The following is a 14,180-nucleotide window of genomic DNA, read 5'->3' on the forward strand; positions in this document are numbered from 1 at the left end:
ACTACCATTGTTGGTTGAATGGTTCGTCCGGATGATATTAAACGTTTTGTACTACAATACTAACAGAGTGTGTCGGTAGACGGGAGGTCGAACAGAGTGAGGAGATACGCGGAAACGTTGGGTAGAGCATTAATATAGAGTGGCAGCGTTCAGTCGATATGAACATCACAGTCGATCACGTGCCGTTTGCCTGTCGTGACTTGGAGGCAACGGCCTCGGAGTTCGAACGGCTCGGATTAGTTCCCGAATACGGCGGCGTCCACGGAAACGGATACACGCATATGTCCGTACTGGGGTTCGACAACGACACCTACATCGAACTCATCTCGGAGCAAAAAGAAGGCGACCACAGCTTCTGGCCAGCACACATCCGTGCGGACGCCGGTCCAGCGGCATGGTGTATCCGGGTTCCAGATATTATCTCAGAGTGCCGACGGCTGCTCAACGCCGGTCAGGAGGTCCACGGGCCACTGTATGGTTCGCGTGAGCGCGAAGACGGGACACTCATTGAGTGGGACCGCGCCGAGTTCGGGAGCCACGCAAATCGACTGCTCTTTCCGTTTGCTATCGAAGACAGGACACCATTATCCGACCGCGTGTCCCCCTCTCCGGGGGTGACAGGCGGGCCGCTGACCGGTATTGGCGAGGTTGTGTTGCTCGCCGACCAGCCGGCTGAAGCAATCGACCGTTTTCAGTCGCTGTACCGTTGTCCACAACCCATCGAAATCTCAGTCGACGGGTTCGGGACAGTCGCCTCAATACCGGGCGTCCCGCTCGCCGTCGTGGGTCCCGTGACGACACGACTCGGTGAGCGGATGGACCAGTTCAGGTCGGGACCCTGTGCCTGTTTGCTGGCAACTGAGGACCTTACTGCCGCCAGAGACCACCACCCGCTGGGCGAGACACACAACTGGCCCGGCGGACGTGTCGCTTTCTTCGAGAGTGAACTGCTTGGGAAACGGCTCGGTGTTGTCGAGCGGTAACGGCCGACCGGTGTGCCAGCGTGAGGCAGCAACTCACGTTACTTCGATCTGAGTGTCCAGCAGTCGCTGTCGATTTTTCGACCGCCGGCGTAATCACGCAGTTCGCGGATGACCTGCTCGCCCTGGACACGGTAAAGCACCCGGTATGCATGTGCATCGGCAGGCTTTGGGGTCGGCGTCTCCCCATCAGGAGTTGGCGTCGTTGTCGTCGCCTCGACTGCCATTTGAACTCGAAATCGTTTATTGGTCGACTCAGTATGAGTCACGCGGATATCTTCCAGAGAGCGATACCGAGTCGTTGCCACCGCGTAGACCCGTTCGAACTCACTGACGAACTCGCTAATATTCTCCTCGCTCGGCGACTCCGGCAAGGATGGCAGTCCGTCAACATCGGGCCCTTCTGGACAGGAGTCTGGAAACGGTTTCGGCGTCTCCGTCGGGTCGGGAGTCTCCTCGCTATCAGTTCCCGCCGACTTAGACGTGATACAGCCAGCAAGACTGCCGAGAGCCACTGTAGCAGCCGACCCAAGAACTGCACGTCGTTCCATATGTTCCAGTGGTGGTGCTGAATAAAAATATCAAACGTTGACTGAAATATTGACTGAACTGTTCTCTCACCGAGACAGTAGATTAGCGACAGCGGCGGGGTCAGGCGACGTTTTGTTCGGTGAGTGCCTCGCCACGCTCGAATCGGTCACTGTCGAGCATCGATACGTCAACAAGCGCCGGCTCACCGTCAAAGACAAGTTCGGTGACAATGCTGCCTGTGGCGGGCGCGTGCTGGAAGCCGTGTCCAGAGAACCCGGCAGCAGTGACGAACCCGGGACAACTCTCCTCGATAACGGGATGGTGGTCAGGTGTGACCGCGTACAGCCCTGCCCACCCACGCCTGATGCGAGTCTCCGGGCCGAAGTACTCGGCGTATTCGGCGGCGTTCTCGACTGCACTGACCGCCCAGTCGGTGTCGAGATCTTCGTCGAAATGGTCGGGGTCCATGTCGGGGTCGCTGCCACCGAAGTGCCCCCCGACGAGAGCGATGCCATCCCGCTCGGGGCGGAAGTATGACCCCGTATCGAGGTCGATTGTCAGCGGCACTGACTCGGGGACATCTGGCGTTGGGTCGACCACCGCAATCTGTCGCCGGCGAGGAGAAATCGGGAGTTCGACGCCGGCCATCTCGCCGAGATTGGCTGCCCACGCACCCGCAGCGTTGACCACGTAGTCGGCCTCGTGATACTCGCGGTCTCCGTTGTCTAGTACGTCGATGCCAACAACGCGGCCCTCGTTGCGCTGAATGTCGGTTACTGTGACGCCAGTATGGATATCGACCCCCGCCTCGCGTGCCACGCCAGCATATCCCTGGACGGCAAGGTTGGGATCGGCAACCCCATCGTCGGCGTTGTACGTCGCCCCAACGAACTGGTCCGGGTCGAGACCGGGACAGTACTCGGTTGCTTCCTCGGGAGTGATGTACTCACTCGCCGCACCAAGCTCCTGTTGCATCCGGACGTTTGCACGGAACTGTTTTGCCGTCTCTTCTGTGCGGGCAAGAAATAGATAGCCGTGTTTTTCCAGCCCGATGTCGACACCAAACTCGGTGTCAAATCTGTCCCAGACCGGTTTGCTGGCCAACGAGAGTTCAACATTGACTGCCGTCGAAAACTGGGCACGGATACCACCAGCCGCGCGGGCGGTACTCCCTGCCCCAAGCGAGCCTTTCTCAAAAAGTGTGACATCTGCACCGCGTGCAGCGAGAGAATGTGCGGTCGACAGTCCGACGATGCCGCCGCCGATGACGAGGACGTCCATGCCTCTCATACAGGGGGCAGATCGTATAAAAGTACGACACTGCACGCAGTTACTGACGGAACTGACCAACAACTAAGAGCCAGCGACCCGATGCTGGCGAACATGGTACTCGTACTCTCGGATTCGGCCGTCAGAGAGAGCCTTGACTTGGCGGGATTAGTCGGTGTTGTCGGCGACGCGCTTATCAAACAAACCGCAGGTGAAGTCGAGCGACCGAACCGGCCACACTTTCCCGTCGGCACAGGGATTGGCAAAAACGAGCCATCGGGAACTGGTATCGCCATGCCTGCCTACGTTCACGGCGACGACCAGTACGCGACAAAGCTCGTCGGTGTCCACGAAGATAACGCCAAGCGTGGTCTCCCGACGATTCACGCACAGATTGTTCTCACGGATGCTCAGACTGGCGTCCCCGAAGCCTTCATGGCTGGAACCACCATCACAAACGCTCGGACAGGGTGTATTGGCGCGCTTGCAGTTCGTGAACTCGCCCCGGCAGAGATTACGCTCGGTGTTATCGGTGCAGGCGCACAGGCCCGCTGGCAGACCCGAGCAATCGACACGGTCGCTTCTCTTGACGACGTGCGCATTTACTCGCCAAGCGATTCGCGCCGGGAGTGTGCAAACGAGTTGAACGAGACTGGAGTCCCAGCCCGAGCAGTCAAACGCCCGGCGGCTGCTGTCGAGGGTGCCGATGTCGTCGTGACAGCAACGACAGCAACCGAGCCGGTCTTTCCGGCTGTTGCACTCGAGGCAGGTGCGCTGGTCGTCGCCGTTGGAGCCTTCACCGAGGAGATGCAGGAACTCGAACCAGCGGTCCTCAACCGAGCAGGCACAGTGTTTGCCGACGTGCCCGGAGAAGTAGCCGAGACCGGTGATATCTGTGCGACGTGCCTCGATGCAGCCGACCTCGAACCCCTTGGCGGAATGCTCGCTGACGGTTACGAGCGGGACTCTCTGGATGAGGTCATTGTCGTCGACAGCGTCGGCTCCGCAACGCTTGACGCCGCTGCGGGGACGACCATTTATCAGGCGGCGCGGGAGGCCGGACGCGGAACCAAAGTGTCGCTGTAGTTAACCCCCGAGGAACTGCTAGCGGACCCGCAACGACAGCAGTTTAGACGTCGGGTGTCTCCTCGATGTCGGGCACACCTCTGGCAGTAAGTGTCTCGCCGACAATGTAGGAGGACGCCGAGCTAGCGAGAAAGACTGCGATATCAGCAATTTCTTCGCTGAGTCCCATCCGTCGTTTGACTGTGTCGCGCTCAACATCGTCGGCAGTAATACCCATCTGTGTTTCGACGCCGGGCGTGGCGACAAAGCCCGGGGCGATGCAGTTGACCCGGACACCTTGCCCGGCCCACTCATAGGCGAGCGTGCTCGTGAGGTTAATAACAGCAGCCTTGGCCGCGCCATAGTGGCTCATATAGGGTGCTCCCTGCTGTCCGGCAACACTAGCGAGGTTGATAACTGTGCCGCTGCCGTCAGCGAGTGCGTCGCCAGCGGCCTGCGTGCAGTGATACGTTCCGTTGAGGTTGATGTCGACAATAGTCTCCCAGCCGTTCTCGCTGATGTCGTCGAAGCCAGCCATGAAACTCGCTCCGGCATTGTTGACCAGACAGTCCAGCCCACCGAACGCTGCGACGGTCGCATCGGCAAGCGCCTCAACAGCTTCCCGGTCTGTCACGTCACATTCGACCGCCAGCGCCTCACCAGAATGGTCGCTGTCGTTGATTTCTGTAGCCACAGGGTCGACATTCTCTTGTTCGCGTGAGCAGACGACGACGTTCGCACCGTCTGCCCCGAACGCCTCAGCAGTCGCTTTCCCGATGCCGCTCGATGCGCCTGTGATGAGTACCGATTGTCCGGAGACGTCGAATCGAGTGTTCCTTGCTGGCATATAACAATAGTTGGCCCAACAACACATAAGCACACAGCGTCGGGCCGGGTAGAAGATTTTTCACAGCCTGCAACCCACGTATACTATATGGACCATGAGACGGCCGGGACGCTATCGAGCCGGATTCTCGACGCCATCAGCGAGGCGGTCATCACAGACCGGGACTTTCTGGAAACGACAATGACTGGAATTCTGGCCCGCGGACACGTCCTCCTCGAAGACGTACCGGGGACCGGAAAAACACTTACCGCCCGGAGCTTCGCGCAGGTACTCGGACTTTCCTTCCAGCGGATTCAGTTCACGCCCGACCTCCTGCCGGCGGATATCACGGGATCGAACATCTACCGCGAGGGCAGCGGCGAGTTCGAGTTCTCGCCCGGCCCCATCTTCGCTAACGTCGTCCTCGCCGACGAAATCAACCGTGCACCGCCAAAAACGCAAGCCGCGTTGCTCGAAGCGATGGGCGAAAAGCAGGTAACCGTCGACGGACAGACCCATGACCTGCCAGAGCCCTTCTTTGTCATAGCAACCCAAAACCCTGTCGAGCAGGAAGGGACGTTCGGTCTCCCCGAGGCACAACGCGACCGGTTCATGATTAAAACGTCGGTGGGCTACCCGACCGCTGACGGCGAGCGACGCATTCTCGACCGGCGTGCCGAGCGTACCGCCCAGACGCCGTCTGTTACCCGCGTGCTTGATGGTGAACGAGTGACTGAACTGCAGCGTGTACCCGAACAGGTGTCTGTTGACCCACGGTTGCGTGATTACATGGTAGAACTGGCCCGCCGGACCCGTCACGACGAACGCATTGAGGTTGGCGTCTCACCACGTGGCACCCAGCGACTCTTCGAGGCCGCACGCGCGGTGGCGACCCTTTCGGGCCGTGATTTTGTTGTTCCTGATGATGTAAAGCGAATGGTTGAGCCAGTGTTCACCCACCGCCTCGTCCTGACTGCCGAGGCTGACGTGCGTGATACGACCCGGACAGCAGTACTTGATGATATCCTCGGAGAGCTTGCTGTCCCTGCTGTGAACCCCCGTGCGTAGTGTTGTGTGGTATTGGGACCAGATGATAGGAATCCTCAGCGTCGCATGATTTGCAGTCACGGATACGAGCCACCACGCGAGATAAGTGTCAACGTGTGGCATAAGTATAAGTTAGATGAGTCCGTTGATAAAAACATGAGTGAAGCAGACTCAGACGGGCACATTGAGGAAACAACCAGCTGGCCTGAGCTTGCAGTCGGTCTGTACGATAGGTTGACTGGACGTGGGGCCGAGATTGTCTACGAGTTCGAGGATATGGAGGTTGCTGTCCCAAGCAAAGTCGGTGACGACGCCGACCACGCACACTGGGAAGTCGATGGGACAGTTCGCATCACCACGAACGAGCGTGACTGAGCGTGGCAGCAAGCGGTGACCTAGGACGCACTGTCGAGCGGTTCGCTCACGACGGCCCCGCACTCGATGTCGCAGCAAACCTTTCGGTGACAGTCGACGGCATCGACCTTGCTATCAACACCGTTAACGAACGACTTCACGTACAGGTCCCCTCTGTCCGGGCTGGCTTCTACCTGTTGGGAGGTGAACGTGACCGGATTCCAACCATTTCACGGGTCCTTTCTGAAGCAGACCTGACCGCCGAAATACGAGTTGGCAGTGCAGTACTCGCAGTTGTCGGAGTGGAAGCCACACCCGGCATGCTCTCGAACCTGTTCGCGCTTGGCGCAGTTGAGGTCCGGCCAAAGGCAGTCGTTCCGGCAGCCCTCCGGCTCCGATAGCTGTCTATCCCGTTGTGCGGACGAACAGTCGGTTTCGAGCAGTCACAGTTCAGCGTAATGCGATAGCGAAACAGATGAGACCAACAGCGAGTGCGACAAGCGCGGTCGATGTCGTTGGTGAAGGGAGTGTCCAGACTTCACTGGAGGCAAGCACGACGGCACCGACGGCACCAACTACCCCCACACCTGTCGTCGCCCCCGCATGGACGAGTTCCGTATCCCGTGTCGCAGTGCTGGCGCCGATTTCCCTACCAAGTGTCGAACCGAACCGCCCCACATCCCAGATGAGAAGACTGGCAAGCACTCCACCAAGAACCAGCCACGTCGGTGCGTCGACTGTCGCTGCGGAGACAACGCCGATGAAGAGGCCGGCACTTGCAAGCGAGGACGCCGGCGTCTCTGCCGAGAGAACAGCAAAAAAGAGAGCAACCCGGAGCGCGGTAATGAAACAGAGGGTGACAACGACCAGCGCGAGCGCAAGCAGGATGATGAACAGTTCCTCGCCATAGAGGGCCACAGCCTCGGTCGCCATCGTCCCTACGTTAGACTCTGTTTCCGGGGGAAAAGATTGGAGAATCAATTCGAGCAGCATGTCGTAGACGTGCTCGGCGACAAAGGCGGCAACTAGCGTAATAAATGATCCACCGGCGAGCGGGCCAGCAATGCGGGACAGTTCTCGGGTCGACTGGCGGGCGAGTCGCCGCGTAATGGTTCCGGCTATCGCGGCAACGACTGTGAGAAATAACACGCCAAGTAACAGCACTCGAAGCGTGCTCGCAGTTGCGACACCAATACACAACTCGTACAACGACGAGCCAAGCAGCGCGGCCAGTTCGGCCTCCGACTGACTGAGTTCTAGTGCCAGCGCGACCAGATGCAAGACGAGAGTAACGGCCCATAGCTGTATCAGGTGTATCTTTAGGCGACGAACACGGTTCCCGGCTACCTGAGAATTAACTGCCTCGGCGACCGGCAAGGCGGCAACCGACCAGAGTACGCCCGTCAGCGTGAGCGCAACAGTAAACAGGAATCCGGCCAACGGGAGCCCACCCGAGTCGGTTGCGAGCAGCCACGACCAAAGGAGGCCAAGTACATCGAAACCGGCCGTGAACGGCCCTTCCTGTTCGGAGAGAACGACCTCGGCGACAAGGCCAGCACAGACAACACCCGGGACAAGTGCAGTCACAAACGTCACGCGACCGTACCGTCTGAGCGTTGTCGGTGTTATGATGGTTCGGACACCGAGCGTTGCACCGAGGACTGCTAGAACACTCCCAAAGACGACGCCAGCGTGTCCGACAATCAGTAGTGCCGTTGTCGAGAACAACGAGGGACTCGGAACAGGAAAAAACTGCGACGCGAGCAACAGTGTAACAAGACCTGCGCTGCCGAACAGTCCGATTGCCACGGGAAGTGTGAGAATGCTTACAAGCGGGCGTGCAACAGTTTCGGCGCGGTCCTGAGAGAGGAGCCAGCAACTCACGGTAAATAACACCGCGCCAACGATTCCAAGCGCAACTGGTCTGGTCACGTCGTCAACCTGCCAAAGTAACGCGGCCACAACCAGTCCCGTTACGGCGAGAACAATGCCGGTGCTGGTGTGGGTCGGTTGCCAGTCGTGGGTGCCGGTTTCGGGTGTACTCATCGGTTGTATTGTGTGAATGGTGCTCTCATCGGTGTGTCCGAAGCCCCGGAAGTGCAGCCCGGAGTGCAGTGTCGAAGGGCTGTTTGATTGGCCAGTCCACGGTCGAAGTGCCGAGCCCTTGGAGTGTTCGAAGGCGGAGCCGACGTTGCACGCCGACAACGCGCTGGCCTGTTGAGTCACCGTTGACGGGGTCCGGGCTGACAGCAACTAGGTCGTGCTCTCCGGTGACAGCCCGACAGAGTGCAAGTGGCCAGTTGTCCACGAACGGTGAACAGACCATCACACTGGCATCGGGCGGTATTTGATTGAGTAACCGCATCCGTTCGTCTCCGCCATCGGTTCGCGCAGATGGCTGAGTAGCAGCCGTGCCCGGATTGCCAGCCGACTGGGCGGACGGCTCGGTTTGTGGTTGCGACGATATGAGGTCGGTACGTGGCGGTACTGGTGACTGTTGTTCAGTGCGTGTGCTGGCGCGGTTGAGAGCGGTAAACAGCGCATCGGGTGTCGTTGCTTTCCCCGACCCAGCCCAGACGATGCCCGCCGGATCTGGTTCGAGATTGGCTGTCTCGGTCGACGTGAGGCCGACCGCCGCGATAGTCGTGTCGATACCTGCCTCGGTCAGTGTGTCATAGAGGCGCTCGGCAGCGTAGACCGACCGGTCAACTGCTGTTGGATACCCCGGTTGTTGCGTGACACGGTTGACCGGACGTGCATCGACAATTAGTACAGTTCGACTAGTCTTTTGCTCGCGGTACCGGACGGTGATGAACTCACCTGTCTTGGCGACGTGATGCCAGTCGATTCGGTTCACCGGGTCACCCTGTCGGTACTGTCGTGTCGAATGGAACTCTAGTCCGCTCCCGCCGCTGTCGGTCGTCACAGTGCCTGTGTGGCGTGTCGTCTGCGTTTCTCGTGGCCTCGTCTTTAGCGGCGAGAGACAGACGACCGTGTCTCGTCCGTTAACGTCAATTTCGGTTGTCTCTCGGTCGCTGCCAGCCATCGAGCGGAGACGGACAACCGGGTCATCGAACGTGTACGTCCCGCGCCGTGAGATAACACTGTAGCTGATGGTTCGACGCTCACCGGGCGACAGCGAGGTACAGAGGCGCGGTGACCCCTCAGTGACAATGAGCTCGTCGGGTACACCGTCGATGAGACGCACATCGGGCAACACGTTCTCGCTCTCGTTTTCGACTGTGAGCGTGACATCGACCGGTGTGCCGGGTGCCGGTGTTGCCGACCCAACTGAACGCTCGACAGTGAGTTGCCGCTTAGCAGGGAGCGTCGAGACAGCTCCGTAGAGCACGTATGACAGTGGAATAAGCGTCGCCCCAAGCAGCGTTGCGTTTGCGTACAGTAACCCGACAGCTGCGAGTGCAAGCGTCGCAAGCAACCCAACATTCCATCGCGGAACGCGGGTTCGGTTCATCTGCTTGCCACCCGCTCGATGGCGGCAATAGTTCGCTCGATACGACGTTGGCGCTCCTGTGTGGGGGTCAGCCAGCGACGCACTCGCACCCACAGTGGGAACGACTCTCGCCCGAGAAACCGCGCTGCCACCTTATCGTCGGTCCACTCACCGCTGTCGATGACGGCTGCTGCCTGCTGTTCTGAGATATCGACGCGCTCGGCGTACGCGCTCGTCGCCGTCTCGCGTAACACTGAGCGAACATCACGGAGCTGTTTGCCCCCAGACTCGACAGCCTGTTTAAGATCGTTATCGAGTCCCGCAGCGGTGAGTTCCCCATCACTTACGGTCGCATCCTCGGGGGGCGCAGTCGCCGCACGCTCAAACCGTGAGTCCGACTTCGACGGTGTCGGCCCCTCGGTTGCCGAGCGCGACCGCGCAATGAGTCCGAACGCGACCAAGACAAGTAATCCAGCGACTAAGCCGATAGTCGTGGTCTCGGTGCCCGACAGTGCTGACACACTGGCATCGATAGGGCCAGCACCGCGCAGAAGGTCCGGGACAAACAACAAACCAATACCGAAGCCTGTAGCGAGCGTCCCGAGCGTTCCAAACAACGCACTCCGAACCCTCATCTACGACTCCCCCTCCGTCTCTCGGTTCTGTTCTGTAGAAGTAACCATTCCGCCGTCGGCGCTGACCCATTCATGCGACGGGTTGTGTTCCGTCTCTCGGGAGTGAGCCTGAGTGGCGTGGGTTTCAATTTGTTTGAGTGCACGCTCGGCCCGGTCCAGATGTGTTTTGGGTGGCCGGGAGCCGTATTCGACTGCCCGGAACGCCACCAGTAACGCCTCGACTGGTTCGGCAGGCAACTCATCCTCTTCGATTGCATGTGTTGCGAGTTCACCCGGTGTGTGAGCCGCTGGGTCAGGGACGCTGACGTGCGCGAGAAACGCTTCCCACGCCTGCTGGATGCCGCCGCTTACGTCGACTGCCGGTTCCTTCGAAGACTCGTTACGAGCCATCACTTTTCTGTCAAGCCAGTCGCGCACCCTCGCAATGAGTTCAGTGGCTGACACCCGACCACGCAACACGTCAGACACAGCCCCGAACGCTCGCTTAAGCCGGCTTGGAACCGACCGAATCCAAGTGCCACCGTGTCTGACCACGCCGAGTAAAGCGAGTTGTGTAGCGGTCAACAGCCTGTCGACCATCCCAACGAGACGCTGGCGGAGCACAGACATCTGTCTCCGGCGCCGAACGAGTTGTACCGAAACCACAACGAGTGCACCGCCTACGACGAGGACGAACCCGAGGTTCACGAAGAGACCGTCGACCGTCTGCGTGGCGCTCATTCCGAACCCGCTGGCCCCAATTGTCGCAGCTCGCGAGAATGGGAGACGAACTCCGGCAGTCCCGTCCGCACCAGTTGTGCCGACCTGTTCACCGTCGACAATGATTGGTGCATCGTCCACGACGTATTCGCCCGCACTGACAGTTACAGTTGCCGGGGAGAACGGCAACGGAAGCCGACCAGTCGAAACGGAAATGCTCAGTTCAGGGAGCGTAACTATCTTCTCGCCGGAGACAGGCCCGCGTTCGACTGCAAGTGTTGCGTTTCCAGCCTCGGCAGGCAGTGTCACCTCCGCTCTCCCGTCCGCGTCAGTCACTGCGACCGCTTCGCCATCAAGCAGAACTCGGGCATCGGGCACAGTAACGTCTTCGACAGTTACGGCGAGGGTGACCGTCTCGCCGGGAAGCGTCTCACCCGTCACGCTGACTGTTGCCGCTGTCTCTACGTCGACGGTGGTGTTTGCCTCCGGGTTCAAGAGCTTTAGCGGGCGAGTGACGTTTACCTGTTCGTTCGCGGCCCCGCCTGTCATGTTTCCATTGACACTGCTCTTAGTCGTATTCTCTCCAGATCCGGATGAGTCGTTTGCCGCCTGTACCGGTAACTGCAGGCTCATCCCATCGAGGCTATGCCCGAACAGCCGGTCAGTTTCACCCGGCTTACTCCACGACCAGTCCGCTGCAGGCGTGGCGAGGGCAGCGCTCTCGTTCGTTCCGAGCACGCCGCCGACGGAAGCAACGTTGATACGGAGTTCGTCGTCGTCGGGCACTGTCATTACAACCGTCCCATCGTCGCCGGTTGTTCCGACCTCTCTGCCGTTGACGGTGACGACCACGTCCGAAGCGCGGTCGCCGTCAGACGTAATCTGAATTTCGACCGCCAGGCCGGGAACAGCAGTCCGATTCAGCGAGATGGCATACCACTTCGACCCATCCTCGGACTCGTTGTTGGACTCCCAAGTGTCGGTGATATTCCCCGGCTCGAAGGTCTCACCGGGGCTCCCTGGTTCTTCGAGGTCGACCTCCTCGCCAAGTTCGTCTTCAAGCACCGAGGATTGGGATTCAAGGCGGCTTCCGCCAGGTGTCGGGTCAAACTTTGCCCAGCCCACGTCTGGGAAGTACACCTCAACCCACGCGTGAGCGTTCATCCCACGGACCTCGTACGTGCTGTTGTCGACCGGCTGCCCGGTCGAATAGCCGACAGTGTACCGCGCAGGAATATCCTGAGAGCGCAACATCGTCGTCATCGATGTGGCGAAGTACTCGCAGTATCCCGCATCCATCTCGAAGATAAACGTATCCGCGATATGCTCGCTTTGTTGGCTGGCTTCAAGCGAATACTTCTTTTCGTTGCGCAGCCACTGCTGAATAGCCATCGCCGTATCGTACGGCGTCGATTCATTGGCGGTGAGTTGCTCTGTAAACGTCTCAACCCGTGTTGGCGTGTCCTCGGGCAGTTGTGTGTACTGCTCGACGATTTCCGTCGGGTACTGGTTCCCTGCTGCCCGCAAGATGCCGGGGTCGTCAGCCTGCTGCTGGCTTACTCCCGAGATTGTCGTCCCGGCGTCGAGTTGCGTGGGTGCTCGGATTGCTCCCTGCTCTGTTACTTGCAAGCCGTCAGCACCAGAGAGACTGCGGGGTTGCCATGCGGTTGGTATGGCGCTTGCAGGCTGGTCAAATGTTATCTCGAAGGGGAGTTCGCCATCGGTCAACCCCACGGGGTCAAGCGGCGAACTGTATTCGGTCGTCCCACCGTCTTGTTCCCAGCCAGACCCGGTGTATGTGTCGTACGCGCCGGTCCGCCAATAGGCCGGTTCAGGACTCTGAACCTCAAAGTGGACCGACGTATCATTAGAGCCAAAGGTTTGATCGTCGAACCCTGTATCGCCGCCCACACCGGTTTGCGTGCCGGGGTTGAGCGCACCGAACCCGTTACCACCGCCGCCACCCCCGTCGAACCGCTCGCCGGGGAGCGCGCTATCGATAGGGGTTCCGGCGATGGTATTTGACGCGAGCGTTGGAACCAGCAAAGCGGCGAACACGGCCGCGAGGACACAGCCAACAGCAAGTGCGACGCGAACACGCCGTCTACCTGTGATTTCGTCTCCGTCATCGGGAGCCATGTATATGCAGTCGTTGTTCGTATCGTTGGTTCCAACCCGCATAATGGTGGCGTTCGTTTCAACGTCTGTTTTGCCACACTCCCCGCGCCGGCGTAGTCACAGCCAACTCGATTGCCGGGACTTAGATAGCCACCAAGCTACCAGTCACAGCCTGAATTGCCTGTTATGAAAACAGTGGTACAGGCTGTTTGCGTCACAAAGTACTTTGTAATAGAATGTAAGCAATGCAACAAAGTATAAGTTGTAGCAAATATCAATTACGGAGAAATGGCATCACGTTCAGAACACAGTCAGACAGACACAGAGACAACAACGCATAGCATGCCAAGAGCAAGTCGTTGGATGACACAGACCAAAGCGTTCGCGCTCCGGAACCTCCGTGCGATGCTCCGAACCAAGGCAACGATTATTTGGGGTTTTGGCTTTCCCGCGTTCTGGTATTTCCTGACGAGTCTCGTGTTTCTTCCCGACAGCGGAGACGTTAGCGAGGCAACGACGCTCGGAACCATCAAAGGGTCGACGGCTGTCTCGCTTGGCCTCTTTGGCGTTCTCACAGTGACACTCGTTGCTTTTGCAGGCGGCCTTAGCGACGACCTGACGGCAAAGCGGTACCGGAAGTTACGGTCACTCCCAGTCGCTCCAAGTGCGGATTTCGCGGGGCGGTACCTTGCGGGGGTCGCCGTCGCGGCCGTCGCGTACGTACTGGTCTTGCTGATCGGGCTGCTCGACGGAGCCACCTACACCCTCCGTGGGCCACTCTCAATCCCAGTTGTTATCGGTACGTTTCTGCTCTTTTCGCTCGTCGGCGTCTCTGTCGCGGTACTGGTGACCCGACTTGTCGGGGACTCCGAGCTTGTCGTCGGTATCACGAACGCTATCTTACTGGTTAGCTACTTCCTTACGGGGTACAACGGCATGAATCCGGGCTTGCTGCCCGCTGAAAGCCACTGGGTTATCAACGTCGCACCGAACTCACTTGCCGCACGTCTCCAGGCGTGGCACATGACTGAGATTCCCGCGACAACCCCTGTTGGCGTCGAAAGGGCTGGTCTCACGCCTCCAGCGCTACCAGTCAGTATACAGTTTGTTGGATTACTCGTAGTGTGGGCACTAGTGCTCGGTTCTCTCGCAACCTATCTCATGGATAGTGCCGTCTACCGCGGAGAGGGAGGTGAGTGACT

Annotated in this window: 13 protein-coding genes; 6 read left to right on the top strand and 7 right to left on the bottom strand. The window is 59.2% G+C overall.

The annotated features are described in order from the left end of the window. The first annotated feature begins 158 nt into the window (after nt 1-158). Nucleotides 159-983 carry a VOC family protein gene (locus N5098_RS10005; protein ID WP_267637728.1) on the top strand — a complete coding sequence of 275 codons (825 nt, stop codon included), beginning with the start codon at nt 159-161 and terminating at the stop codon, nt 981-983. A gap of 38 nt (nt 984-1,021) precedes the next feature. Here N5098_RS10005 and N5098_RS10010 read toward each other — a convergent pair whose 3' ends face one another. Further along, nucleotides 1,022-1,531 (bottom strand): hypothetical protein, encoded by a 510-nt coding sequence (locus tag N5098_RS10010; protein ID WP_267637729.1) that lies wholly within the window; start codon nt 1,529-1,531, stop codon nt 1,022-1,024. A gap of 100 nt (nt 1,532-1,631) precedes the next feature. Next, on the bottom strand, nt 1,632-2,792 hold the full coding sequence (locus N5098_RS10015) for an NAD(P)/FAD-dependent oxidoreductase (RefSeq protein ID WP_267637730.1): 1,161 nt from the start codon (nt 2,790-2,792) through the stop codon (nt 1,632-1,634). 102 nt (nt 2,793-2,894) lie between these two features. On the opposite strand from N5098_RS10015, the gene N5098_RS10020 reads away from it, so the two are divergent. Beyond that, a complete protein-coding gene (locus tag N5098_RS10020; protein WP_368408014.1) occupies nt 2,895-3,866 on the top strand; it encodes an ornithine cyclodeaminase family protein in 972 nt (323 codons plus the stop codon). A gap of 43 nt (nt 3,867-3,909) precedes the next feature. Here the strand turns inward: N5098_RS10020 and N5098_RS10025 are convergent, their stop codons facing one another. Further along, nucleotides 3,910-4,692 carry an SDR family NAD(P)-dependent oxidoreductase gene (locus N5098_RS10025; protein WP_267637732.1) on the bottom strand — a complete coding sequence of 261 codons (783 nt, stop codon included), beginning with the start codon at nt 4,690-4,692 and terminating at the stop codon, nt 3,910-3,912. An 87-nt stretch (nt 4,693-4,779) separates the two neighbouring features. On the opposite strand from N5098_RS10025, the gene N5098_RS10030 reads away from it, so the two are divergent. From N5098_RS10030 to N5098_RS10040, 3 genes are all read left to right on the top strand, one after another. After that, the gene (locus N5098_RS10030; protein WP_267637733.1) at nt 4,780-5,739 is read left to right on the top strand and encodes an AAA family ATPase; all 960 of its coding nucleotides are present in this window, start codon (nt 4,780-4,782) and stop codon (nt 5,737-5,739) included. A gap of 135 nt (nt 5,740-5,874) precedes the next feature. Beyond that, on the top strand, nt 5,875-6,093 hold the full coding sequence (locus tag N5098_RS10035; RefSeq protein WP_267637734.1) for a hypothetical protein: 219 nt from the start codon (nt 5,875-5,877) through the stop codon (nt 6,091-6,093). Between the two features lie 2 nt (nt 6,094-6,095). Further along, on the top strand, nt 6,096-6,473 hold the full coding sequence (locus tag N5098_RS10040; RefSeq protein WP_267637735.1) for a hypothetical protein: 378 nt from the start codon (nt 6,096-6,098) through the stop codon (nt 6,471-6,473). Between the two features lie 49 nt (nt 6,474-6,522). Here the strand turns inward: N5098_RS10040 and N5098_RS10045 are convergent, their stop codons facing one another. Genes N5098_RS10045 through N5098_RS10060 form a run of 4 tightly spaced genes read right to left on the bottom strand, consistent with a single transcriptional unit; the run spans nt 6,523 to nt 12,999 of the window. Continuing rightward, on the bottom strand, nt 6,523-8,118 hold the full coding sequence (locus N5098_RS10045) for a DUF7519 family protein (protein WP_267637736.1): 1,596 nt from the start codon (nt 8,116-8,118) through the stop codon (nt 6,523-6,525). A gap of 25 nt (nt 8,119-8,143) precedes the next feature. Next, nucleotides 8,144-9,547: a DUF58 domain-containing protein gene (locus N5098_RS10050; RefSeq protein WP_267637737.1), complete on the bottom strand. Its 1,404-nt coding sequence runs from the start codon at nt 9,545-9,547 to the stop codon at nt 8,144-8,146. Then, the gene (locus tag N5098_RS10055; protein WP_267637738.1) at nt 9,544-10,161 is read right to left on the bottom strand and encodes a DUF7269 family protein; all 618 of its coding nucleotides are present in this window, start codon (nt 10,159-10,161) and stop codon (nt 9,544-9,546) included. The genes N5098_RS10050 and N5098_RS10055 overlap by 4 nt, the downstream gene beginning before the upstream one ends. Beyond that, nucleotides 10,162-12,999 (bottom strand): transglutaminase TgpA family protein, encoded by a 2,838-nt coding sequence (locus N5098_RS10060; RefSeq protein ID WP_267637739.1) that lies wholly within the window; start codon nt 12,997-12,999, stop codon nt 10,162-10,164. It abuts the gene before it with no gap. A gap of 342 nt (nt 13,000-13,341) precedes the next feature. On the opposite strand from N5098_RS10060, the gene N5098_RS10065 reads away from it, so the two are divergent. Then, entirely contained in the window at nt 13,342-14,178 is an 837-nt protein-coding gene (locus N5098_RS10065) for an ABC transporter permease (RefSeq protein WP_267637740.1), read from the top strand. Nucleotides 14,179-14,180 lie beyond the last annotated feature (2 nt).

It is taken from the genome of Halovenus rubra, from assembly GCF_026586665.1.
Taxonomy (GTDB): domain Archaea; phylum Halobacteriota; class Halobacteria; order Halobacteriales; family Haloarculaceae; genus Halovenus; species Halovenus rubra.

What these genes read in the sequence shown, in the direction of transcription:
- N5098_RS10055 (WP_267637738.1), bottom strand. Translation starts at nt 10,161, where the DNA reads ATGAGGGTTCGGAGTGCGTTGTTTGGAACGCTCGGGACGCTCGCTACA.
- N5098_RS10045 (WP_267637736.1), bottom strand. Translation starts at nt 8,118, where the DNA reads ATGAGTACACCCGAAACCGGCACCCACGACTGGCAACCGACCCACACC.
- N5098_RS10005 (WP_267637728.1), top strand. Translation starts at nt 159, where the DNA reads ATGAACATCACAGTCGATCACGTGCCGTTTGCCTGTCGTGACTTGGAG.
- N5098_RS10035 (WP_267637734.1), top strand. Translation starts at nt 5,875, where the DNA reads ATGAGTGAAGCAGACTCAGACGGGCACATTGAGGAAACAACCAGCTGG.
- N5098_RS10060 (WP_267637739.1), bottom strand. Translation starts at nt 12,999, where the DNA reads ATGGCTCCCGATGACGGAGACGAAATCACAGGTAGACGGCGTGTTCGC.
- N5098_RS10020 (WP_368408014.1), top strand. Translation starts at nt 2,895, where the DNA reads ATGGTACTCGTACTCTCGGATTCGGCCGTCAGAGAGAGCCTTGACTTG.
- N5098_RS10050 (WP_267637737.1), bottom strand. Translation starts at nt 9,547, where the DNA reads ATGAACCGAACCCGCGTTCCGCGATGGAATGTTGGGTTGCTTGCGACG.
- N5098_RS10010 (WP_267637729.1), bottom strand. Translation starts at nt 1,531, where the DNA reads ATGGAACGACGTGCAGTTCTTGGGTCGGCTGCTACAGTGGCTCTCGGC.
- N5098_RS10065 (WP_267637740.1), top strand. Translation starts at nt 13,342, where the DNA reads ATGACACAGACCAAAGCGTTCGCGCTCCGGAACCTCCGTGCGATGCTC.
- N5098_RS10030 (WP_267637733.1), top strand. Translation starts at nt 4,780, where the DNA reads ATGGACCATGAGACGGCCGGGACGCTATCGAGCCGGATTCTCGACGCC.
- N5098_RS10015 (WP_267637730.1), bottom strand. Translation starts at nt 2,792, where the DNA reads ATGGACGTCCTCGTCATCGGCGGCGGCATCGTCGGACTGTCGACCGCA.
- N5098_RS10025 (WP_267637732.1), bottom strand. Translation starts at nt 4,692, where the DNA reads ATGCCAGCAAGGAACACTCGATTCGACGTCTCCGGACAATCGGTACTC.